22 protein-coding genes are annotated in these 20,250 nt (G+C 67.4%); 6 read left to right on the top strand and 16 right to left on the bottom strand.

Going from position 1 to position 20,250, the window contains the following annotated elements:
- The first annotated feature begins 5 nt into the window (after positions 1–5).
- Positions 6–896 (top strand): 23S rRNA (adenine(2030)-N(6))-methyltransferase RlmJ, encoded by an 891-nt coding sequence (locus ACN6PJ_RS01745; RefSeq protein WP_427994170.1) that lies wholly within the window; start codon positions 6–8, stop codon positions 894–896.
- 73 nt (positions 897–969) lie between these two features.
- On the opposite strand, the gene ACN6PJ_RS01740 is transcribed toward ACN6PJ_RS01745, so the two are convergent.
- The 3 genes from ACN6PJ_RS01740 to ACN6PJ_RS01730 form a co-directional block, all read right to left on the bottom strand.
- Positions 970–2,406, bottom strand: a complete 1,437-nt coding sequence (locus tag ACN6PJ_RS01740) for a dihydrolipoyl dehydrogenase (protein WP_427994169.1) — start codon at positions 2,404–2,406, stop codon at positions 970–972.
- A gap of 205 nt (positions 2,407–2,611) precedes the next feature.
- Complete coding sequence (locus tag ACN6PJ_RS01735; RefSeq protein WP_427994168.1) at positions 2,612–3,340, bottom strand: glutathione peroxidase; 729 nt, start codon at positions 3,338–3,340, stop codon at positions 2,612–2,614.
- Between the two features lie 171 nt (positions 3,341–3,511).
- On the bottom strand, positions 3,512–3,712 hold the full coding sequence (locus ACN6PJ_RS01730; RefSeq protein WP_427994167.1) for a heavy-metal-associated domain-containing protein: 201 nt from the start codon (positions 3,710–3,712) through the stop codon (positions 3,512–3,514).
- A gap of 123 nt (positions 3,713–3,835) precedes the next feature.
- Between ACN6PJ_RS01730 and cueR the strand changes: the two genes are divergently transcribed.
- Positions 3,836–4,228, top strand: a complete 393-nt coding sequence (gene cueR, locus ACN6PJ_RS01725; protein WP_427994166.1) for a Cu(I)-responsive transcriptional regulator — start codon at positions 3,836–3,838, stop codon at positions 4,226–4,228.
- A 22-nt stretch (positions 4,229–4,250) separates the two neighbouring features.
- On the opposite strand, the gene rlmD is transcribed toward cueR, so the two are convergent.
- From rlmD to surE, 7 genes are all read right to left on the bottom strand, one after another.
- On the bottom strand, positions 4,251–5,711 hold the full coding sequence (gene rlmD, locus ACN6PJ_RS01720; RefSeq protein ID WP_427994165.1) for a 23S rRNA (uracil(1939)-C(5))-methyltransferase RlmD: 1,461 nt from the start codon (positions 5,709–5,711) through the stop codon (positions 4,251–4,253).
- A 102-nt stretch (positions 5,712–5,813) separates the two neighbouring features.
- Entirely contained in the window at positions 5,814–6,566 is a 753-nt protein-coding gene (locus ACN6PJ_RS01715; RefSeq protein ID WP_427994163.1) for a TorF family putative porin, read from the bottom strand.
- Between the two features lie 336 nt (positions 6,567–6,902).
- Positions 6,903–7,505 (bottom strand): hypothetical protein, encoded by a 603-nt coding sequence (locus ACN6PJ_RS01710; RefSeq protein ID WP_427994162.1) that lies wholly within the window; start codon positions 7,503–7,505, stop codon positions 6,903–6,905.
- Positions 7,506–7,676: 171 nt separating this feature from the next.
- Entirely contained in the window at positions 7,677–8,456 is a 780-nt protein-coding gene (locus ACN6PJ_RS01705) for a 3'-5' exonuclease (RefSeq protein WP_427994161.1), read from the bottom strand.
- Complete coding sequence (locus tag ACN6PJ_RS01700; RefSeq protein WP_427994160.1) at positions 8,453–9,301, bottom strand: peptidoglycan DD-metalloendopeptidase family protein; 849 nt, start codon at positions 9,299–9,301, stop codon at positions 8,453–8,455. Before ACN6PJ_RS01700 ends, ACN6PJ_RS01705 begins: the two co-directional genes overlap by 4 nt.
- A gap of 17 nt (positions 9,302–9,318) precedes the next feature.
- Positions 9,319–10,143 (bottom strand): protein-L-isoaspartate(D-aspartate) O-methyltransferase, encoded by an 825-nt coding sequence (locus tag ACN6PJ_RS01695; protein WP_427994159.1) that lies wholly within the window; start codon positions 10,141–10,143, stop codon positions 9,319–9,321.
- Positions 10,128–10,886: a 5'/3'-nucleotidase SurE gene (gene surE / locus ACN6PJ_RS01690; RefSeq protein WP_427994158.1), complete on the bottom strand. Its 759-nt coding sequence runs from the start codon at positions 10,884–10,886 to the stop codon at positions 10,128–10,130. The genes ACN6PJ_RS01695 and surE overlap by 16 nt, the downstream gene beginning before the upstream one ends.
- A gap of 179 nt (positions 10,887–11,065) precedes the next feature.
- Here surE and plsY point away from each other — a divergent pair, with 179 nt between their 5' ends.
- Positions 11,066–11,707, top strand: coding sequence for a glycerol-3-phosphate 1-O-acyltransferase PlsY (gene plsY, locus ACN6PJ_RS01685; RefSeq protein WP_427994157.1), 642 nt, complete (start codon positions 11,066–11,068; stop codon positions 11,705–11,707).
- 76 nt (positions 11,708–11,783) lie between these two features.
- On the opposite strand, the gene tsaD is transcribed toward plsY, so the two are convergent.
- On the bottom strand, positions 11,784–12,815 hold the full coding sequence (gene tsaD, locus ACN6PJ_RS01680; protein ID WP_427994156.1) for a tRNA (adenosine(37)-N6)-threonylcarbamoyltransferase complex transferase subunit TsaD: 1,032 nt from the start codon (positions 12,813–12,815) through the stop codon (positions 11,784–11,786).
- Between the two features lie 109 nt (positions 12,816–12,924).
- Between tsaD and ACN6PJ_RS01675 the strand changes: the two genes are divergently transcribed.
- The 3 genes from ACN6PJ_RS01675 to ACN6PJ_RS01665 all read left to right on the top strand — a co-directional run bounded on the left by ACN6PJ_RS01675 (position 12,925) and on the right by ACN6PJ_RS01665 (position 15,997).
- Positions 12,925–14,217: an NCS2 family permease gene (locus ACN6PJ_RS01675; protein WP_427994155.1), complete on the top strand. Its 1,293-nt coding sequence runs from the start codon at positions 12,925–12,927 to the stop codon at positions 14,215–14,217.
- A 233-nt stretch (positions 14,218–14,450) separates the two neighbouring features.
- Complete coding sequence (locus tag ACN6PJ_RS01670) at positions 14,451–15,467, top strand: LLM class flavin-dependent oxidoreductase (RefSeq protein ID WP_427994154.1); 1,017 nt, start codon at positions 14,451–14,453, stop codon at positions 15,465–15,467.
- 155 nt (positions 15,468–15,622) lie between these two features.
- The gene (locus ACN6PJ_RS01665; RefSeq protein WP_129240740.1) at positions 15,623–15,997 is read left to right on the top strand and encodes a thioredoxin family protein; all 375 of its coding nucleotides are present in this window, start codon (positions 15,623–15,625) and stop codon (positions 15,995–15,997) included.
- 178 nt (positions 15,998–16,175) lie between these two features.
- Here the strand turns inward: ACN6PJ_RS01665 and ACN6PJ_RS01660 are convergent, their stop codons facing one another.
- From ACN6PJ_RS01660 to ACN6PJ_RS01640, 5 genes are all read right to left on the bottom strand, one after another.
- Positions 16,176–16,760: an IMPACT family protein gene (locus ACN6PJ_RS01660; protein ID WP_427994153.1), complete on the bottom strand. Its 585-nt coding sequence runs from the start codon at positions 16,758–16,760 to the stop codon at positions 16,176–16,178.
- Between the two features lie 37 nt (positions 16,761–16,797).
- On the bottom strand, positions 16,798–17,601 hold the full coding sequence (locus ACN6PJ_RS01655; protein WP_427994152.1) for a transporter substrate-binding domain-containing protein: 804 nt from the start codon (positions 17,599–17,601) through the stop codon (positions 16,798–16,800).
- A 17-nt stretch (positions 17,602–17,618) separates the two neighbouring features.
- Positions 17,619–18,392 carry an ABC transporter permease gene (locus tag ACN6PJ_RS01650; RefSeq protein ID WP_427994151.1) on the bottom strand — a complete coding sequence of 258 codons (774 nt, stop codon included), beginning with the start codon at positions 18,390–18,392 and terminating at the stop codon, positions 17,619–17,621.
- Positions 18,389–19,387 (bottom strand): ABC transporter substrate-binding protein, encoded by a 999-nt coding sequence (locus ACN6PJ_RS01645; protein WP_427994150.1) that lies wholly within the window; start codon positions 19,385–19,387, stop codon positions 18,389–18,391. Before ACN6PJ_RS01645 ends, ACN6PJ_RS01650 begins: the two co-directional genes overlap by 4 nt.
- A 70-nt stretch (positions 19,388–19,457) precedes the next feature.
- Positions 19,458–20,228 (bottom strand): ABC transporter ATP-binding protein, encoded by a 771-nt coding sequence (locus tag ACN6PJ_RS01640; protein WP_427994149.1) that lies wholly within the window; start codon positions 20,226–20,228, stop codon positions 19,458–19,460.
- Positions 20,229–20,250: the final 22 nt, after the last annotated feature.

The raw sequence follows: 20,250 nt of genomic DNA, 5'->3' as shown, positions 1-20,250 counted from the left end.
GCCCCGTGTTCAGCTACCGTCACGCCTTCCACGCCGGCAACCACGCCGACGTGCTCAAGCACGCCATCCTGATCCACACGCTGGATTACTTCAACAGAAAGGACGCGCCCTATTGGGTCGTCGACACCCACGCGGGCGCCGGGCTCTACAGCCTGGACAGCGACTGGGCGGCCAAGACCTCCGAATTCGTGGACGGCATCGGACGCCTCTGGGAGGCGGAGGACCTGCCCCCGCTGCTGGCCGACTACGTGGCGCGCATCCGCGCCTACAACACCAACGGCCGCCTGAAGCGCTACCCCGGCTCGCCCTGGCTGGCGCTGGACGCCATGCGCCCCTCGGACCGGCTGCGCCTCTTTGAAATGCACCCCACCGAGATCGACACGCTGGTTTCCAATCTCGAGCACCAGGGCCGCACCGCGCTGCGGCAGACCACGATCTACGGCGACGACGGCTTTGAAGGCGTCAAGGCGCTGCTGCCGCCGCCCACGCGCCGCGGCATGGTGCTGATCGACCCGTCGTACGAAGACAAGAACGACTACCGCCGCACGCTCGTCACCGTCAAAGAGTGCATCAAGCGCTTCGCGACCGGCACGATCGCCATCTGGTACCCGCTGGTGCAGCGCCGCGAAGCCAGCGAAATGGCCCGCCATTTCGAGAATCTCAAGGTCAAGAGCTGGCTGCACGCCACGCTGACGGTCAAGAAGGCGGCCATCGACGGCTACGGCCTGCACGGCAGCGGCATGTTCCTGATCAATCCGCCCTGGACGCTGCACGAGGCCCTGAAGCCGGCCATGCCCTATCTGGCGCGCGCGCTCGGCCAGGATGAACGGGCCGGATTCACGCTGCAGTACCGCGAGAACCCCTTCCCCACGCCGAAGAAGCAGTCCGACGACTGACCGGTCCGGCAGGCAAAAAAAAGGGCCGCGATGCATACGCAGTCCTTTTTGCTTGCCCTCGCGCCGGCCGCGGTCAGGCCAGTTCGCTCTCCGGCGCTTCGCGGCGCAGCGCCTCCTGCGCCCTGGCCAGCTTGGCCGCGGCGTCGCGCAGCGCGGTGCGCAGGCCCTCTTCGATCACGGGGTGATAGAAGGGCATTTCCAGCATCCGCGCCACGGTCAGCTCCTGCTGCACGGCCCAGGCCAGCAAATGGCCGATGTGCTCCGCGCCGGGTCCGACCATTTCGGCGCCCAGGAAGCGGCCGGTTTCGATGTCGGCATATACGTGCAGCATGCCGCGGTTCTTCAGCATGACGCGCGAGCGCCCCTGGTCGCCGAAATCCACTTCGCCGGTCACGAAGGTGCCCGGGATCAGGCGTCCATGGCCCTTGCCGGCCAGGGCGATCTGCGGGTCCGAGAACACCACGGCCAAGGGCGCGCGGCGCAGCCCCTGGCGCACTTCCGGATAGCGGGCCGCGTTCTCGCCCGCGATGCGGCCTTCGTCGGCCGCCTCGTGCAGCAAGGGAGCATCGGCGTTGGCGTCGCCCGCGATGAAGATGGGCGAATCGCCCGCCTGCATGGTGTCGCGGTCGAACACGGGCACGCCTTGCGCATTCAATTCGAGCGAGGTGTTCTCCAGGCCCAGGCCGTCGACATTGGCGCGGCGGCCGGTCGCCACCAGGGCATAGTCGAAACGCTCGGTGCGCTCGCTGTTGTCCAGCGTCACGTAACGCACTTCCACTTCGTCGCCCACGCGGCTGGTCTCCAGCACGCGGGCATCCGGATCCAGATAGAACTCCCGCTGGAAGATCCTGCGCGCCGTCTGGCGGACCTGCGGATCGCTGATGCCGCCGAGGCTGCCGCTGACGCCGAACACGCGCACCTCCACGCCCAGCCGGGACAGCGCCTGGCCAAGCTCCAGGCCGATGACGCCGGGCCCGAACACCGCCACGCGGCGCGGCAGATCGTTCCAGGCGAACACGTCGTCGTTCACCACCAGCCGGTCGCCCAACGCCCGGAACGGCGGCGGCACCGAGGGACGCGATCCCGTCGCGATGACGACGCGCGAGGCATGCACCTCGGCATGCTCGTCGACGCGCAGCACCGTATCGGACACGAAGCGGGCATATCCGCGCAGCTTGTCCTCGGCGGGGATGTTCTCGACGCCTTCCAGCACAAAGCCCACGAAGCGGTCGCGTTCGCGCTTGACGCGATCCATGACCTCGGCGCCGTCCACGGTGATGTCCCCGCTGACATGCACGCCGAACGCTTCCGTGTGCGCGGCGGCATGGGCGGCTTCAGCGGCGGCGATCAGCAGCTTGGACGGCATGCAGCCCACGCGGGCGCAGGTCGTGCCATAGGGGCCGCCTTCGATCAGGAGGGCGCGCTTGCCCGCGGCCTTCGCGGCGCGGTAGGCGGCAAGGCCGGCCGTGCCGGCGCCAATGATGGCGATATCGGTATGCAGGGTCTTCATGTCTCGGTATCTCCCGGGATGGCGTGGAGCAGGATATGCAAGGCGTATTCCGCCTTGTTGCGCATCTTCGGGACGAACGCGGTCCCGCGGCGCCGTCCAGGGCCGCGCGAAGCTGCGCAACAAGGGAAATTCGCGGGGTGCCGGAGCCGGGCCGCAAGGCGGCCCGGCTGGCGGACAGGGGCGGCGCCCCTGCCCCGCCAGGCGCTTAGGCGAGGTGCGCCTTCAGGTCTTCCAGGCCGCCGATCAGCGTGCCGTTGATGAACACCTGCGGGGCGGTGCCCTTGCCGGACACGGCGCCGATCACTCGGCCACGGACCTTGTTCTCCAGCGGGATCTCGATCGGCGAGTAGCCCTTGGCGTTCAGCAACTCCTTGGCTTCGACGCAGAACGGGCAGCCCGGCTTGGAGAACACGACGACCTGGTCAGGCTTCTTCGCCGACGGGGCGAAGTAGGCCAGCATGGTGTCGGCGTCCGACACTTCGAACGGATCGCCTTCCTTCTCCGGCTCGATGAACATCTTCTGGACCACGCCGTCCTTGACCAGCATCGAATAGCGCCAGCTGCGCTTACCGAAGCCCAGGTCGCTCTTGTCGACCAGCATGCCCATGCCTTCGGTGAACTCGCCATTGCCGTCCGGCAGCAGCGTGATGTTGGCGGATTCCTGGTCCTTGGCCCATTCGTTCATGACGAAGGTATCGTTCACGGACACGCACACGATGCTGTCCACCCCAGCGGCGAAGAAGGCGGGAGCCAGTTCGTTGTAGCGCGGCAGATGGGTGGACGAGCAGGTCGGCGTGAAGGCGCCGGGAAGCGAAAAGACCACGACGGTCTTGTTCTTGAACAGGTCGTCCGACGTGACCTTTTTCCAGGCGTTGTCCTGGCGGACCGGGAACGTTACGTTCGGAACACGTTGGCCTTCGCGGTTTTGCAGCATTTAATCTCTCCTTGGGTAGCGGGGTCTTGTTCAACCACCATGGAAAGAATGATAAATCTTAACTATCAATTAATCAAATTTAATAATTTAAATTGATTGATAGCTTTAACCAATCGAAGAAAAACTGAAGCCAGGCGCGAACTATCATAGCGCGCCCGGCGGGCGGCAGGGTTACACGCGCGTCGGCTCGTAGCCCGCATCGCGGATGGCGGCTTCAATCTTGTCCGCCTGCTCTGCCCCCGTCACGGTCACGCGGTGCGACGGCAGGTCCACGGTTACGGTCGCGCCCGGCGCCGCCTGGTTCACCGCGCCGGTGATCGTCTTGACGCAATGGCCGCAGGTCATGTCGGGCACTTGGAACTCGATGCTCATGTCTATCTCCACAAGGATTCAGGGTTGGCGGACGTTGTTTCGTCCACGGTGAACACAGCTTAAACCTTCCAATTATGTCAAGGTCAAGCGTAGAATGAAACGAACGACAAGAGGAGGTCAGCCATGAATATCGGCCAGGCGGCGAAAAACTCGGGCATTTCGGCCAAGATGATCCGCTACTACGAGAGCATCGGCCTGATCGGGCCGGCCGTGCGCACGGATTCGGGCTATCGCGTCTACAGCGAGCACGACCTGCACACGCTGCGCTTCGTGCGGCGGGCCCGCGACCTGGGCTTCTCGGTGGAGCAGATGAACGAACTGCTGGCGCTCTGGAAAGACCGCAGCCGCGCCAGCGCCGACGTCAAGCGCATCGCGCTGGAACACGTGCAGGAACTGGAGCGCAAGGCCGAGGCGCTGCGCGACATGGCGGCCACGCTCAAGCATCTTGCGCATAACTGCCACGGCGACGACAGGCCGGACTGCCCGATCCTGGAAGGCCTGGAGCGCTCGCACTGACGCGGCGCCCAGGCCCCGCCGGTCAACCCTGGACCGGCGCGCCGGCCGCAACGGCGGCCTCGGCATCCGAGGCGGCGGCCAGCTTGGCGGCTTCCGCCGCGGCGGCGTCGGCAGCGGCCTTTGCGGCGCGTTCGCGCGCGCGCTGCTTCACGGCATGGACGCCCTCGGCATCCAGCGACTCGAACACCGCGATGGATTCCACGTGGCCCGTATGCGGGAACATGTTGATCACGCCCGCGCTCTTCAGCACGTAGCCGCCTTCGTGCACCAGGATCGCCGCATCGCGCGCCAGCGTGGCGGGGTTACAGGACACGTAGACGATGCGGCGCGGCCGTTCTTCGGGCTCCAGCTGCGACAGGGCTTGCGAAACCGCTTGCGCCCCCTCGCGCGGCGGGTCGATCAGCATGCGGTCGAAATAGCCCAGCCCGCGCAGCCAATCCACGTCCACTTCGAACAGGTTCAGGGTCGCGAAACGGGTGCTGCCGCCCAGGCCGTGGCGCGATGCCGCGTCGTGGGCGCGGTCGGTCAGCGTCTTGCTTCCTTCCACGCCGACGGCCTCCCGGGCCTGCGTGGCCAGCGGCAGCGTGAAATTGCCCAGCCCGCAGAACAGGTCGGCCACGCGGTCGGTCGGCTGCACTTCCAGCAGTTTCAGCGCGCGCGACACCATTGCGCGGTTGATGGCGTGATTGACCTGGGTGAAGTCCGTCGGCCGGTACGGCATGCGCAGGCCGAACTCCGGCATGGTGTAGGCCAGCGTATCGTCGTGCTCGCGTTCGAGCGGATGCACCGTGTCCGGCCCCTTGGCCTGCAGCCACCACTGCACGTTGTGCTTGGCGGCGAAGGCCCGCAGGATGGCGATGTCGCCGTCGGTCAGCGGCAGCAGGTGGCGCAACACCAGCGCGGTCACGCCCTCGCCCAGCGACACCTCGATCTGGGGCATGCGGTCCGGCGCCGACATGGAAGCGATCATTGCGCGCAACGGCAGCAGCAGATCGCTGACGTGGCGCGGGAGGACGTGGCATTCGCGCATGTCGGCCACGTAACTGCTCTTGCGTTCGTGGAAGCCGACCAGCACCCCGCCCTTCTTCGGCACGACGCGCACGGAAAGCCGCGCGCGGTAGCGGTAGCCCCAAGTGGGCCCCTGCAAGGGCGCCAGGATGCGCGCGGGACGCAGCTTGCCCACGTGCCAGAAGGTATCTTCAAGCGAACGCTGCTTGATGGCTACCTGCGTGCTGGGTTCCAGGTGCTGCATGGCGCAGCCGCCGCAGACGCCGAAATGCGGGCAGCGCGGCGCAACGCGCTGCGAGGAAGGCCGCAGCACTTCCTCCACGCGCGCGATCTCGTACGAAGGCTTGCGGCGCACGGTGACGGTCGAGACCCGCTCGCCCGGCAAGGCGCCTTCCACGAATACGACTTTCCCGTCGCGGCGGGCGATACCCCTGGCTTCCAGGTCCAGGGATTCGATACTCAAAACGTCAGACATCTCACGCAGTCCAGAATTACACGCAACCCGCTATTGTAAAAGGACTGCGGCCGATCCCGGAAATGGCTTGCGGCGGGCGGGAATCCGCCCGCGACGCCGGAATCAGAAGGAGCGCGATACGGAAAAAACCGCGCCCAGGCGGCCCGAGGGATGGCCGTATTTCGTGGGCAGCCAATTGTCCTTGGTGGCCCCCACGGCCGCCAGGCCGAGGATCCAGCCCTTGAGATCCTTGGTCACGCCCACCTTGTAGTCGACGTAGTGGCCGATGGCGTCCCCGTCCATATCGCTCTGGTTCTTCAGTTTCTGGTAGCCCAGGTGACCGACCAGGCCCCAGCCGTCGCCCAGATCGAAGTTCGCCGTGCCGTCCAGGTACCACGTGCCCTTGCTGTCCGGCGTGCTGAAAAAGTCGCTGGGCGTATAGGAGTACTTGAGGCTGTAGCTGCCGTAGGAAACGCCCAGATAGAGGTCGGTGTTGTTGTAGTTGCCGCCCTTGGGAGAGCTCGAGCCCGGGTAGTAGTAATGCAGTACCCCCGCATCCAGCGAAAATCCGCCGCCCACCTCGCCCTTCCAGCCGCCGTAGAAATCCATTTCCAGATTGCCGTCTGTGAACACGAAGCTGGAAACATTGGAGTTCCAGTTGCCCAGGTAGAAGCCCGAGCTATGGGTCAGGTCGAAGCCCAACTGCGCGGCCGGCCGAAAGTCGGTCTGCGAATAGCCGCGGAAGCGGTAGTCGCTGGCGATGGTGGCGTTGCCGCTGAGCGAGAACCCGCCCCCCAGATCGGTCGGTTCGGCGTGGGCCGACGCGGCAAAACAAGCGGCAAGCACAAAGGGCAAGGCGGGCAGCGTCTTCTTCATGGTGCGGAGTCCTGATCGGATTAACGGGGAGGCGGACGCCTCTCGTCGACGCGTCCGTCAGACCGGTCTTGCGGCTCGCGCCACCGGTTGTCATCCATCAAGCAATGTCCGTGCCAGCCTTCGGCAGGCCGCCGCGGCTTGCGCCGGGCGGCGCGCCGCACCAGGACCGTGCAGCGCGGCCGCCGCCCCGCCCCGGCCCGTGCGTCAAAACGGGGAGGCTGCCCCAAGCTGGCGCACGCGCAGCGGCCGCCCATGCGCAAGGCCCCGGACACGCTGCGAGCGTGCCGGGGCCTCGGGCGGGAATGGCCGGCCTGCGTCCGGCCGGGGAGACGGCGCTTAGTTCGCCGCGGGCGCGGCGGGCGGCGCGGCATCGGCCGGCCCCCTGCCCTTGCCGTGGCGCGCTTCCATCTTGGCCATGCGTTCCTGCTTCTTGGCTTCGCGGTCCTTGAGCATCTTGGTCACCTGACCGCGCTGGGTGTCGTTCAGGCTGTCCCAGACCGCCAGCCATTGGTCACGCACTTGCTTGGCTTGCGTGCCGAAGGCATCGCGGGACTTCTCGGACTGCTCGATCAGCGCGCGCGGGTCCAGCTTGCCGCTGTCCAGCTGCGCCTTCAGCAGGTCGTGGCGCTTGCCGCCGGAAGCGCGCATGGCTTCATGCAGGCTGCGCTGGCCGTCCTGGGCGGTCTTGAACAGGGCTTGCTGCTTATCGTCCAGCTTCAGCTCCGCGACCTGCGCCTTGGATACCGGGCCCAGGCCCGGAATGAACAGGCCGTCGCGCATACCCTTGTGGAAACCGCCGCCGTGATGGCGTTCATGCATGGCGGCCGGGCCGCCGTCGGCCTGCGCAGGCGCAGCCATAACGGTGCCGGCCACCAGGCCGCCCGTCGCGGCGACAAAAGCCAGAGCGGCCAAATTGGAGCGGATAGCGAATCGGGACATGAAGGTCTCCTGTAAGTGAAGAAAGCGAGACCATTGTGCGATCGGCCCGGTTTCATCCGGGTTTCGTCCGCGCAAGCCATGTTTCAGTCGATTGCGGGTGGCGGGACATGGAGACGGGGCCGCGCGGGCCCCGTCCTTATTGCATCCTGGCGCGCGAGGAATGGCCGGGTTTCACTCGGCGTCCCAGGCCGCCATGTACTCCTTCCAGTGCGGCGCGTCGCTGGCGGTCAGGGTATCGCGCACCAGCGCGATCTCGGCCTCGTAGCCCGTGCGGTCGAGTTCGCCGCGCAGGAAGCGGAAGCGGCAATACACCAGCCAGGTATTGACCACGTCGGTTTCGCAATAGGCCCGGACCTCGTCGGCGCGGCCCTGGCTCCAGGCCTCCCACACCTTGCTGCCGTCCATGCCCAGTTTGCCGGGAAAGCCGCAAAGCTTGGCCAGTTCGTCCAGCGGCGCATTGGCGCGGCCGTTGTACTTGGCCAGCAGGTCCATCAGGTCCAGGTGGCGGGAGTGATAACGCGAGATGTAGTTGTTGAACTTGAAATCCCGGTCTTCCTCGCCCATGTCCCAGTAGCGCGGCGCGGGCACGCCCTGGATCAGGCTGCGGTAATGCAGCACCGGCAGGTCGAATCCGGAACCGTTCCAGCTCACGAGTTTGGGCGTGTAGCGCTCGATGGTCTTGAAAAAACCCGCCAGCAGCGCGGCCTCGGGATCATCGGGCTGGCCCAGCGTCTTGACGCGAAAGCCCTGGTCGTCGCGGAACACGCATCCCACCACCGCCACCTTGTGCAGGTGCAGGGGCAGGAAATCATGACCAACGGCCTCGCGGCGCGCCGTCAGTGCGCGCTCCACCACTTCCTGGTCGGAAACATCGGCCCCCCAGCCGTTGAGCTTGCGCAGCCCATCGGCGTCGGGGATGGTTTCCAGATCGAATACCAGGGTCGGCGTCATTTGGCGGGCAGGTATTGCATGGGGTCCACCGGCGTGCCCTGGCGGCGGATTTCGAAATGCAGGCGCGGCGAGGTGGTATCGCTCTGGCCGAGTTCGGCGATCTTGGCGCCGCGCTTGACGGTCTGGCCGGTCTTCACGAGCAGCGCGCGGTTGTGCGCGTAGGCGGTGATGAAGCCGTTCTGGTGTTCGACGATGATCAGGTTGCCCAGGCCGCGAACGCCGTTGCCGCTGTACTTGACGAGCCCGTCCGCCGCGGCGGTGATCGGATCGCCCAGCGCGCCGGCGATGTCGATGCCCTTGCTGCTGGCGTTGAAGCCCTGCACGATCTGGCCGTTCGCCGGCCAGGCCCAGTTGATGACGCCGGCGTCGGCGGCACGCGTGGCGGGCTTGGTCTCGACCGGCGCGGGCGCCGGGGTAGCCGTGGTTTCCGGCGGCGGCGTGGTGGTTTCGGGCTGGTCCAGCGGACGCGGCTGCGGCTTGGCGCCGCCGATGGGCGCGGTCTGCGCGCCGCCGGCGCTGCCGGACATCTTCAGCACCTGGCCGACGGAGATCTGGTTGGGGTCGCTGAGGTTGTTCCAGCGCTTGACGTTCTCGATGTCCACGTTGTTGGCGCGGGCGATCTTGTAGAGGGTGTCTCCCGGCTTGACCACATAGGTGCCGCCGGGCGTTACCGACGACGCGGGCTGCCCGCCGGTCATGTCGACCACCGGCGCGCGAGTACCTTTGGATGCGCAGCCGGCCAGGATGGCCAGGCTGAGCGCCCCCGCGATGTAGAGCGGGCGGCGCAGGCGCGTCGACGACGCGCCCAGAGTGATATCGGTCAGTTGCAACTGCCCGTTGAGCATACGTTTCTCCTGTTTGCTCAAGATTGTATTCCGGCCCGTAGCGGCACAAAGCGCACGGCCTCTAATTCATTGCGTTTCCAACTGGCCGCGCCTGTGCGTTCGATCAGAACCAGGCGCTGGTTGGCGCCCCCTTCAGGAGCGATCAGGCGGCCACCCGGCGCAAGCTGCGACAACAGCGCTTGCGGGATGGCCAGGCCAGCGGCAGCCACAACGATAGCATCGAACGGCGCCACGCCGGGCAGGCCCAGCATGCCGTCGCCATAGATGAGTCGGATCCTCGTGGTGAGCCGCAAGGCGCGCAGGTGTTCGCGCGCCAGTTCGTACAACCCGCGGATGCGCTCGATGGTGTGCACCTCGCGCACGAACTGGGCCAGCACGGCGGCCTGGTAGCCGCAGCCGGCGCCGACTTCCAGCACCCGCGTGGGCGCACGGTCTTCGCACACGGCGGCGATCATGCGCGCCACCACCCACGGCTGGGAGATGGTTTGCGAGTGGCCGATGGGCAGCGCCGCGTCTTCGTAGGCGCGGCTGGCGAGCGCTTCGTCCACGAACAGATGGCGGGGCACCGCGCCCATGGCGCCAAGCACGCGCTCGTCGCCGATGCCCTGCGCCCGCAGGCGTTCCACCATCGCCTGGCGCAGGCGATCGGAGTTCAGGCCCAGATTGCCGCCGGACGCGGGCGCGGGCGCCTGGGCCTGGCGCTGCAACGTGGCGGCGGAGATCCGGGTATTGCTGTTGGCCGGGGTTACGCCGGGACTGAGCCGGCCGGCCTCGTAGCGTGCCGGGCCGCTGCGCGCCGCGGTCGGCTGCGACACGTCCGGCTGGCTTATGCGTCTACGCATAGCGGCTCCGCCCAGGTACGGATCTCATCGAGCTGGCTGTGCTGGGTGAGGTCCAGCCGCAGCGGCGTGACGGACACCGTGCCTTGTTCGACTGCGTGGAAGTCCGTGCCCGGGGCGGCGTCGGCCGCCATGCCCACGGGACCGATCCAGTACACCGTGTCGCCGTAGGGAGTGGTGGTGCGCACCACCGGCTGCGAGGGATGGCGCTTGCCCAGGCGGGTAACCGCGAAGCCGTGCATGTCTTCGAAGCGGCGGCTGGGAATATTGACGTTCAGCAGCACCGGCGCGGCCAGCGGCTGGGCCAGATGGCGTTCCACGACGAGGCGCGCGGCGCGCGCGGCGGAGTCGATGTGCGCCCAGCCCTTCTCCGCCAGCGAGAACGCGATGGCGGGAATGCCGAACAGATAGCCTTCGCTGGCGGCGGCCACGGTGCCCGAATACAGCGTATCGTCTCCCATGTTGGCGCCATTGTTGATGCCCGACACGACCAGGTCCGGGCGCGCGTCCATCAGCCCCGTGAGGGCCACGTGGACGCAGTCGGAAGGCGTGCCGTTGACGGCGATGAAGCCGTTGGAGGCGGTGCGCACCGACAAGGGGCGGTTCAACGTCAGGGAATTGGACGCGCCGCTGTGGTTGGTCTCGGGCGCGACGACGGTGAGATCGCCCAGCCCTTGCAGCGCCTCGACCAGCGCTTCGAGCCCAGGGGCCGAATAACCATCATCGTTCGAAACCAGAATTCGCATTGTGCATCCGAAAGAAAATAAGACACCAGTGGACGTGTCGGATTGTACCGTCCGCGGCCGCCGTCCGGATGACGGCGTGACAGCCCCGTCCCGGCGCCCCGCTCGATAACCCGTAGCCGGCCCCGGCGCGGAGCGCGGTAGAATCCGCAGCCATTACGACAATAACGGACTCCCTTTCCATGGCGATAACCGCACCCTCCCTGGCGTTCAACGTCGCGCTCATCCTGCTGGCCTACCTGATCGGCTCCGTGCCCTTCGCCGTGGTGGTCAGCAAGCTCATGGGCCTGCAGGACCCCCGCAGCTACGGCTCCAAGAACCCGGGCGCCACCAATGTGCTGCGCACCGGCAACAAGACCGCCGCCGCGCTGACCCTGCTGGGCGACGCGGCCAAGGGATGGTTCGCGGTCTGGCTGGCGGAGAAAATCGCGCCGGGGATTGCCGTCGGGGCGCTGGCGGCGGTGGCGCTGGCCGCCTTCCTGGGCCATCTGTACCCTGTTTTCCTGGGCTTCAAGGGCGGCAAGGGCGTGGCCACCGCGCTGGGCGTGCTGGTGGCGATCCAGCCCTGGCTGGCCGTGGCCACCGCGGCCACGTGGCTGATTATCGCCATCTTTTTCCGCTATTCGTCCCTGGCCTCGCTAGTGGCCGCCTTTTTCGCGCCCGTGTACTACGTGTTCGGTTCCGGCCTGGCCTGGCACGCCCAGCCGGCCATGGGCGTGGCGCTGGCCATCATCGGGATCCTGCTGTTCTACCGCCACCGCGCCAACATCGCCCGCCTGGTGCAGGGCACGGAAAGCCGGATCGGCGGCGGCAAGAAAAAATAGGCGGTCCGCGCGGCTTCGCAGACGCAAAGGGCGGCCTCGGCCGCCCTTTTTCCTGTCCGCGGCCTATTGGTCGGGATCAGGCGATATCAGCCAGGTCCCAGCGCGGTTTGACCGTGAAGCCGTGCGCATCGGCGTCCAGCGTCGCCAGTCCCGCCTTCACCCGCTCGGCCGCGGCGAACGCGATCATCGCGCCGTTGTCGGTGCACAACGCCAGGGGCGGAAAATAGGCGCGCGCCTTCAGCGGCTTGAGCGCCGCCTCCAGCCTGGCTCGCAGCAGCTGGTTGGCACCCACGCCCCCGGCCACCACCAGCCGCTTCAGGCCGGCCTGTTTCAACGCGCGGATGGACTTGGCCGCCAGCACCTCGACGATCGCCGCCTGCGTGGCCGCCGCCAGGTCGGCGCGGGTCTGTTCATCGAGGCCGCCGGCCGCCTCGGCCGCCTTGACCCGGGTCAGGACGGCGGTCTTCAGGCCGCTGAAGCTGAAATCCAGGTCGCCGCTATGCAGCATCGGGCGAGGCAGGTCGAATCGCGAGGCGTCCCCGCTGCCCGCCAGCCTGGCCAGGGCCGGGCCGCCGGGGTAGCCCAGGCCCATCAGCTTGGCGGACTTGTCGAAGGCCTCGCCGGCCGCGTCGTCCAGCGTTTCGCCCAGCAATTCGTACTTCCCCACGCCGTCCACCCGCATCAGCTGCGTGTGGCCGCCTGACACCAGCAGCGCCACGAAGGGGAAGTCCGGCCGCGGATCCGCCAGCATGGGCGACAGCAGATGCCCTTCCAGGTGGTGGATGCCGATGGCCGGCAGATGGCGCGCCCAGGCGAAGGACTGCGCGACGCTGGCGCCGACCAGCAAGGCGCCGGCCAGGCCGGGCCCCGCGGTATAGGCCACCGCGCCGATATCGGACATCTGCAGGCCCGCCTCGTCCAGGACCTGGCGGGTGAGCGGCACGACGCGGCGGATGTGGTCGCGCGAGGCGAGTTCCGGCACCACGCCCCCGTATTCCTGGTGCATGGCGATCTGGGTGTGCAGCGCGTGCGCGAGCAGCCCCCGTTCCGTACAGACGGCCGCGACGCCGGTTTCGTCGCAGGAGCTTTCAAAGCCGAGAATAATCATGGCGGCAGAGTTTACAACTGATGCGAAAATACGCGGGTTTGTTCATTAATAAACGCGCGGGCGGCCCGTCCGCGACGACCGCTGGCCTGCAACATACTGGGGACCTCGAATGCTGGAGAAGCTATTCAAGCTGCGTGAACATGGCACCACCGCGCGTACGGAGCTGGTGGCCGGCCTGACGACATTCCTGACGATGTCGTACATCATTTTCGTCAATCCGGACATCCTCTCGTCCACGGGCATGGACCGCAACGCCGTGTTCGTCGCCACCTGCCTGGCCGCCGCGCTGGGTTCGCTGGTGATGGCCCTGATCGCCAACTGGCCGATCGGCATGGCTCCGGGCATGGGGCTGAACGCCTTCTTTGCGTTCACGGTGGTCAAGACCATGGGCTACACCTGGGAGCAGGCGCTGGGCGCCGTGTTCATCTCGGGCGTGATCTTCCTGATCCTGACGATCTCCGGCATCCGGGTGTGGCTGGTCAAGGGCATACCGCATTCGCTGCGCAGCGCAATCGCGGCCGGCATCGGGCTGTTCCTCGCCATTATCGCGCTTTCGAATGCCGGCATCGTGGTTGCGCATCCCGCCACCAAGGTCACGCTGGGCAACCTGACCGAACCCGGCCCGCTGTTCGCCATCCTGGGCTTTTTCATCATTGCGGCGCTGGACGCGCTGCGCGTGCGCGGCGCGATCCTGATCGGCATCATCGTGGTCACCCTGCTGTCGATGGCGCTGGGCTACAACGAATTCAAGGGCATTTTCGCCGCCCCGCCCAGCCTGTCGCCGACGCTGTTCAAGCTGGATATCCTGGGCGCCCTGCACAGCGGGTTCGTGCACGTGATCCTGGTGTTCGTGCTGGTCGAGGTGTTCGACGCCACCGGCACCCTGGTGGGCGTCGCCCGGCGCGCCGGCCTGATGCCCGAGAACCGCCCCAACCGCCTGGGCCGCGCCCTGTTCGCCGACAGCACCGCCATCGTGGCCGGCTCGATGCTGGGCACCAGCAGCACCACGGCCTACGTGGAAAGCGCCTCGGGGGTGCAGGCCGGCGGCCGCACCGGCATGACGGCCCTGATCGTGGCGCTGCTGTTCCTGGCCGCTCTGTTCATTTCGCCGCTGGCCGGCGCCGTGCCCGCCTACGCCACCGCGCCCGCCCTGCTCTACGTGGCCGGCCTGATGATGCGCGAGCTGATCGATATCGACTGGAACGACGTGTGCGAAGCCACGCCGGCGGCGCTGACCGCCCTGGTCATGCCCTTCACGTATTCGATCGCCAACGGCATCGCCTTCGGCTTCATCAGCTATGTGGTGCTGAAGACCGCCACCGGCAAGATCCGCGACGTGCATCCGGCCACCTGGCTGGTCGCCGCGCTGTTCGTGATCCGCTACGCTTTCTTCCCCGGCTAGGCCCCGCGCCCGGGATTTCCGGCCCCGCGCCGGAAGTCCCCGGGGGCACGCGCCGCCCCGCTATCGCGGGCATAGGCAGATTCAATCAACCCGCCGGCACATAAGGTTGCTGGCCGCTGCGCTTGATTTCGCCGATACACTCCCCAAGTATCACGGTATATGGAGTCCGCCTTGCGCCTTACCCGCCCTATCCCCGCCCTGTCCTGTCACGCCGCGAGCACGGAGGTTTCCGCATGAGCGTCCTGGCCCGCATCCCCTTTTCCGTCCTGGACCTGGCCCCGATTGTCCAGGGCCGCGACGCGGCCGACGCGTTCCGCAACACGGTCGCGCTGGCGCAGCACGTTGAGCGCCTGGGATACAAGCGCTTCTGGCTGGCCGAGCATCACAATATCAATGGCGTGGCCAGCAGCGCCACCGCCGTGCTGATCGGGCACGTTGCCGGCCACACGCGCACGATGCGCGTGGGCTCGGGCGGCGTCATGCTGCCCAACCATGCGCCGCTGATCATCGCCGAACAGTTCGGCACGCTCGAAACCCTCTACCCCGGCCGCATCGACCTGGGCCTGGGCCGCGCGCCCGGCAGCGACGGCGCCACGCAGCATGCCCTGCGCCGCGGTCCGCGCAGCGGGCTGGAATTCCCGGCCCTGGTCGAGGAACTGCGCGGCTTCCTGGCGCCCTCCCGTCCCGGCCAGCCGGTGCGCGCCATCCCCGGGGAAGGCCTGGACATCCCGATATGGCTGCTCGGGTCCAGCGATTTCAGCGCCCGCCTGGCGGCCGAACTGGGCCTGCCGTTCTCGTTCGCGGGGCATTTCTCGCCCGAGGGCATGGCGGCGATGCGCCTTTACCGCCATCTGTTCAAGCCATCCGCGACGCTGTCCCGCCCCTACGCCATGATCGGCGTGCCGGTCGTGGCCGCGGAGTCCGACGAAGAAGCCCGCCGCCAGGCCACCACCCAGCAGTTGAAGTTCCTCTCCCTGGTCCGGGGCAACCGCCTGCAATTGCAGCCGCCCGTGGACAGCATGGACGGACTGTGGAACGAATGGGAGCGCGAAGCGGTCAATCAAAGACTGGGAGCGGCGATCGTGGGGGGGCCGGAGACCGTCCGCCGCGAACTCGAGGCCCTGGTTGCCGAAACGGAGGCCGACGAGGTCATGATCGTCTCGGATTTCTACAACATTGCCGACCGCCTGCGGTCCTTCGAGATCGTCGCGTCGCTGAAGGCCGGCGCGCCGGCACCCACCGCGGCTTGAAAGCCGGCAACCGCGCCCGCCCCGGCGCCAACCATTGCGACGCAACGGCCACCCGCTCTACTATGGCCCAAAGAGCACAGAACGCCGTGGCGCCGCCGATCAGACACCGCTAATCAGACACCGCTATTTCGCCGCTTGCGCGGCAAGGATTCAAAATGAGTACCGTTGAACTCACCAAAGACAGCTTCCAAGACGCCATCACCCCCGACGGCACCCTGATCGTCGATTTCTGGGCGCCCTGGTGCGGCCCCTGCCGCGGCTTCGCTCCGGTTTTCGAGCAGGCCGCCACCGAGCACCCGGACGTCACGTTCGCCAAGGTGAATACCGACGTGGAACAGGAACTCGCCGGCGCGCTGGGCATCCGCTCGATCCCGACGCTGATGGTCTTCCGCGAGAAGGTCCTGCTGTTCTCCCAGCCCGGCGCCCTGTCTGCCGGCCAACTGAATGAACTGCTCACCAAGATCAAGGAAGTGGACATGGAACAGGTCCACAAGGAAATCGCCGCCGCCCAAAACGGCCAGGACGCGTAGGAGGGGTGGAGCGCGGCAGTTCCTAGGCAAGAGCCCAGGTGCTCAACGCGCGAAACCCATGCGGCCGTGGGCGGACAGTGCCCCTGTGTAGGCCGAAAAATAGTCTGCCCACGGCCGCATGGGTTTCGCGCGCGGGATACTTGAGTTCTTCGTTAAGAACTCTCGCGCTCTACCCATCCTACGTCAGCTCCCATCCGGCTCGGCCGCGGGTGATGTTGGCCACGGTCACGGCCAATTCGGCAACCGCCGCGCGCGGCACCGTGAAGCGCAGCACGGCCCCTTCCGCGTTGAAGTCTTCGTGCTGGATCGTGGCTCCCGCCTGCGCCAGGCGCGACTTGAGCAAGGGCAATTCCGCGAAACCGCAGGCGCAGGAAACGGTCGCAAGATCCACGATCTCGGTCCGCTCTCCCAGGCGCAGGCAATTCGCCGCGCAGCCGCCGTAGGCGCGCACCAATCCCCCCGCCCCGAGCTTCACGCCTCCGAACCAGCGCACCACCAGCACGGCCACCCGGTCCATGTCCTGCCCTTCTATGGCCTGCAGAATGGGACGTCCCGCCGTGCCGCCGGGCTCGCCGTCGTCGTTGAATCGGTACTCTTGCCCAATACGGTAGGCCCAGCAGTTGTGGGTCGCCTCGGGGTCGCCGCGCTCGGCGAAAAAGCGCATGGCTTCCTCCACCGAGGACACCGGCGTCGCGTGCGCGGCAAAACGGCTTTTCTTGATGTCTTCCTGGTAGGAACAGGGAGCGGTCAACGTGTGCGTCATGCCCGGCATTGTAAGTGCGGGCGCGGGCGGCGGCCCGCTACCCGTGGCAGTCGGGGACTTCCTGGTCCAGGTAGACGTCGAAGGCCACGTCGCGCGCCCACTTGGCCGTCATGGCCTTCCAGGCGCCGGCACGGTCCCAGGCGCGCATTTCCTGGCCGAGCCAGCCGCGGCTTCCGGTATCGGCGGCCGGCAGCAGCCATACCCGCTCGTGCCTGGCGCCGTCGGCGGCGAGCGTGGACGAAAACTTCTTCCATTCCGGAAAGCGCATCAACGGATCCCAGACGGCGTCGTCGACCAGCCCGATGTCGCAGCTGCCTTCGCGCACCGCGACCAGCGCGTCGGATGGCACGCGGTAAGTGCGCACGACCGCGCCCCAGCTCTCGGCCAGGGCCTTGGAGGCGGTTGCAGCCTCGGCCATGCAGACGCTGCGGCCGCGCGCGTCGGCCGGCTTGCGCAGGCGCGTGTCGCTGCGGATCACGGCCTTGGGCCGGACGGCGTAACCGGTGGGCTGGACCGCCACCGATTCCGGCTGGCCCGAGGCGCCGTCCGCCAGCGCCAGATCCACGTCTCCCGCCGCCAGCGCGGCCGCGACCTGTTCCGGCGCGACCTGCCTGAGACTGACCGGCAGGCCCAGGCTCTGCCCGAGCTTGTCGGCCATGGCGGCGTCCAGGCCGTCCGGCGTGCGTATCTTGGCCCCCGCCACGGGCGGCGGCGCCAGGTAAGGCACGCCTACCACCAGCTCGCCCCGCGCGCGCGCCGCGGCGAACGGCTCGGCCCGCGCCTGCGCGGTGCCGGCCGCCAGGCAGGCGCCGAGGGCGAACAAGCATAGATGGCGGATCATGCGGGACTCCGTCGCGCTCAGACGTACTGGTAGCGCAGCAGGCGGTGCTTGAGGTTCTCGAGCACGAACTGGTCGATCAGGGCCGCCAGCACCGCGATGACGAGAATGTTGGTCATGACGCCGGTCATGTCGGCGATCTCGCCCGAATAGGCCAGCGAGCGGCCCAGCCCCTTGCCGAAGCCGATCAGCATCTCGGCCGAGATCAGCGCGCGCCAGGCATTGCCGAACGCCAGCTGGGCGCCCGTGATCAGTTCGGGCATGACCGCCGGCAGGTAGACGCGCTTGACCAGGCCCCAGGGCGTGGCGCCCATGACGCGCGCAGCCGACACGTGCACACGCTGCACGGATTCGGTGGCGTTCATCACGCTGAGCGCGGCGGGGAAGAAAGCGGACAGCGCCACCACCACGATGATCGGCGTATTGCCGAAGCCCATCACGATCAGGAACAGCGGCACCCAGGCGATCGACGGAATCGATTGCAGGATGACGATGGCGCTGCGCAGGACTTCGCGGAAGAAGAACAGCACCGCCGCCACCAGCCCGAAGCCGATGCCCGCGGCCAGCGCCAGGCCATAACCCGCGCCCAGCCTTCCCAGCGTGCCCAGCAGGCTCTGATGGAAAGACTGCTTGCCCAGGTCCTCGAAGAGACGCTCGACCACGGTCGGCACGCTCGGCATGAGGAAGTCCGGCAGCGCGAGCGATGCCAGCTGCCACAGCGCCAGGATGAACAGTACGCCCAGGACCCCCGCAAGATGCTTGCGGGCGCCGGTGACTCGAGTGGATGCGCTCAAAGCTTGCGAGCCTCTTGCCAGGACAGGTCGATGATGCTGGACACGTCGTACGGCTTGCCGTCGCGCGTCTTGAGCGAACCCTGGGCCTGCAGGATGTCAGCGATCTCCTGCATGCGGCGCGTGTCCTTGTCGGTCAGCTTGGGCGTGAACACCTGCGTGCCGATGGCTTCGGCGATGACCGTTTCACGCGGGAGCTCGCCGCGGGTCAGCGTCTTGAGCGTGGGCTCCGCGATGAAATAGGAGGCGATCAGCTTGGAGGCCTGCGCGGGTTCCTTTTGCAGCAGCCCGATGGCCTGGTTCTGCGCGTCCAGCGCCTTCCAGACATCGTCCTTGCGCTTGGCCAGCGTTTCGCCCGACGTGATCACGACCATGCATGGGAACGGCCAGGCCTGGCCCACTTCATAGATCTGCTTGACCGGGGCGACCAGCTGCGCGATGCGGTCGTAGGGTTCGAACAGGAAAGCCGCGTCCACGCGCTTGCCGACCAGCGATTGCACCGCCACGGCCGGGCTCACGCCCATGACGTTGACGTCGTCGGCGCCGAGATTGCCCTGCTTGAGCACCACGCCCTTGAGCACCACGTCGGCCGTGCTGCCTTCCGCCTGCGAGGCCAGGGTCTTGCCCTTCAGGCCGGCGATGTCCTTGATGCCGGAGTCGTCGCGCACGATCAGCGAGTGGTAGCCCTGCTGCGCGCCGCCCACCACCTTCAGGTCCGCGCCCTTGGAGGCCCAGGCCACGGCGTTGGTGAAGCCCAGCACGCCGATGTCCAGCTGGCCGCCGACGATGGCCTTGATCAGGTCGGTGCCGGACTTGAATTCGATCAGTTCGGAATCCAGGCCGGCCTTTTTGTAGTAGCCGCCCTCCTGGGCGACGATGGCCTGCGCATCGTCCATCACGCGCAGATAACCCACGCGGAATTTCTCGGCGGCCATCGCGGGGGCCGCTGCCAGCAGCGCCGCAGCCAGCGGCAGGGACAGCCATTGCTTCAGTTTCATGAGAGGAGCTCCAGGGGAATCGGGAATCGGCGGCGCGAACGCGCCGCCTGGAAGGATCCGGTCGGTATCGTCAGGCCGCCAGCGCCAGGTCGGCGTGAGTGCCCGCCCCGTCCACGGCGATGCCGAGCAGGCGCAGGATCTCGCGCTTTTCGTCGGCCAGGCCGGACAGGTCGTGGGTTTTTTCGTGATGCGCCAGGTTGAACTCGCGCAGCACCCGCGCCGGGCGCGGGCTGAAGACGATGATGCGGTCGGCCAGGAACAGGGCCTCGTCCACGTCGTGCGTCACGAGCAGCACGGTGGGCTTTTCCTGGGCGATCAACTGGCGCAGCACGTCCTGCAGGCTGAGCCGGGTCAGCGCGTCCAGCGCGCCGAAGGGCTCGTCCATCAGCAGCGTCTGCGGTTGCGCGATGAAGGCCCGGGCCAGCGCGGCGCGTTGCCGCATGCCCCCGGATACCTGGTGGGGGTAATAGTGCTCGAAGCCCGCCAGGCTCACGCGCGCCAGCCATTGGCGGGCGGCGTCGCGGGCGCGGTTCTTGGGTGTTTTCTGGAATTCCAGCGCCAGCGCCACGTTATCCAGCAGGGTCAGCCAGGGATACAGCGCATGTTCCTGGAACACCAGCGTGCGGCTGGGATGCGGGCCGGCCACCGCCTGGCCGTCGGCCAGCACGCTGCCCTGAGTGGGTTTCTCCAGGCCCGCGGCCAGATGCAGCAAGGTGGACTTGCCGCAGCCCGACGGGCCGACCAGGGCGACCAGCTCACCGGTCTTGATTTCGCTGGCAAAGCCGTCCACCACGGGCAGTTCGCCGAATTGTTTGTGGACGTGGTCGAAGGTAAGGTTCATGGGACGAATCGTGGCGCGCGTG

Source organism: Achromobacter sp. (assembly GCF_050285585.1).
Taxonomy (GTDB): Bacteria; Pseudomonadota; Gammaproteobacteria; order Burkholderiales; family Burkholderiaceae_B; genus Achromobacter.
This window is presented reverse-complemented; position numbering and strand designations above follow the sequence as displayed.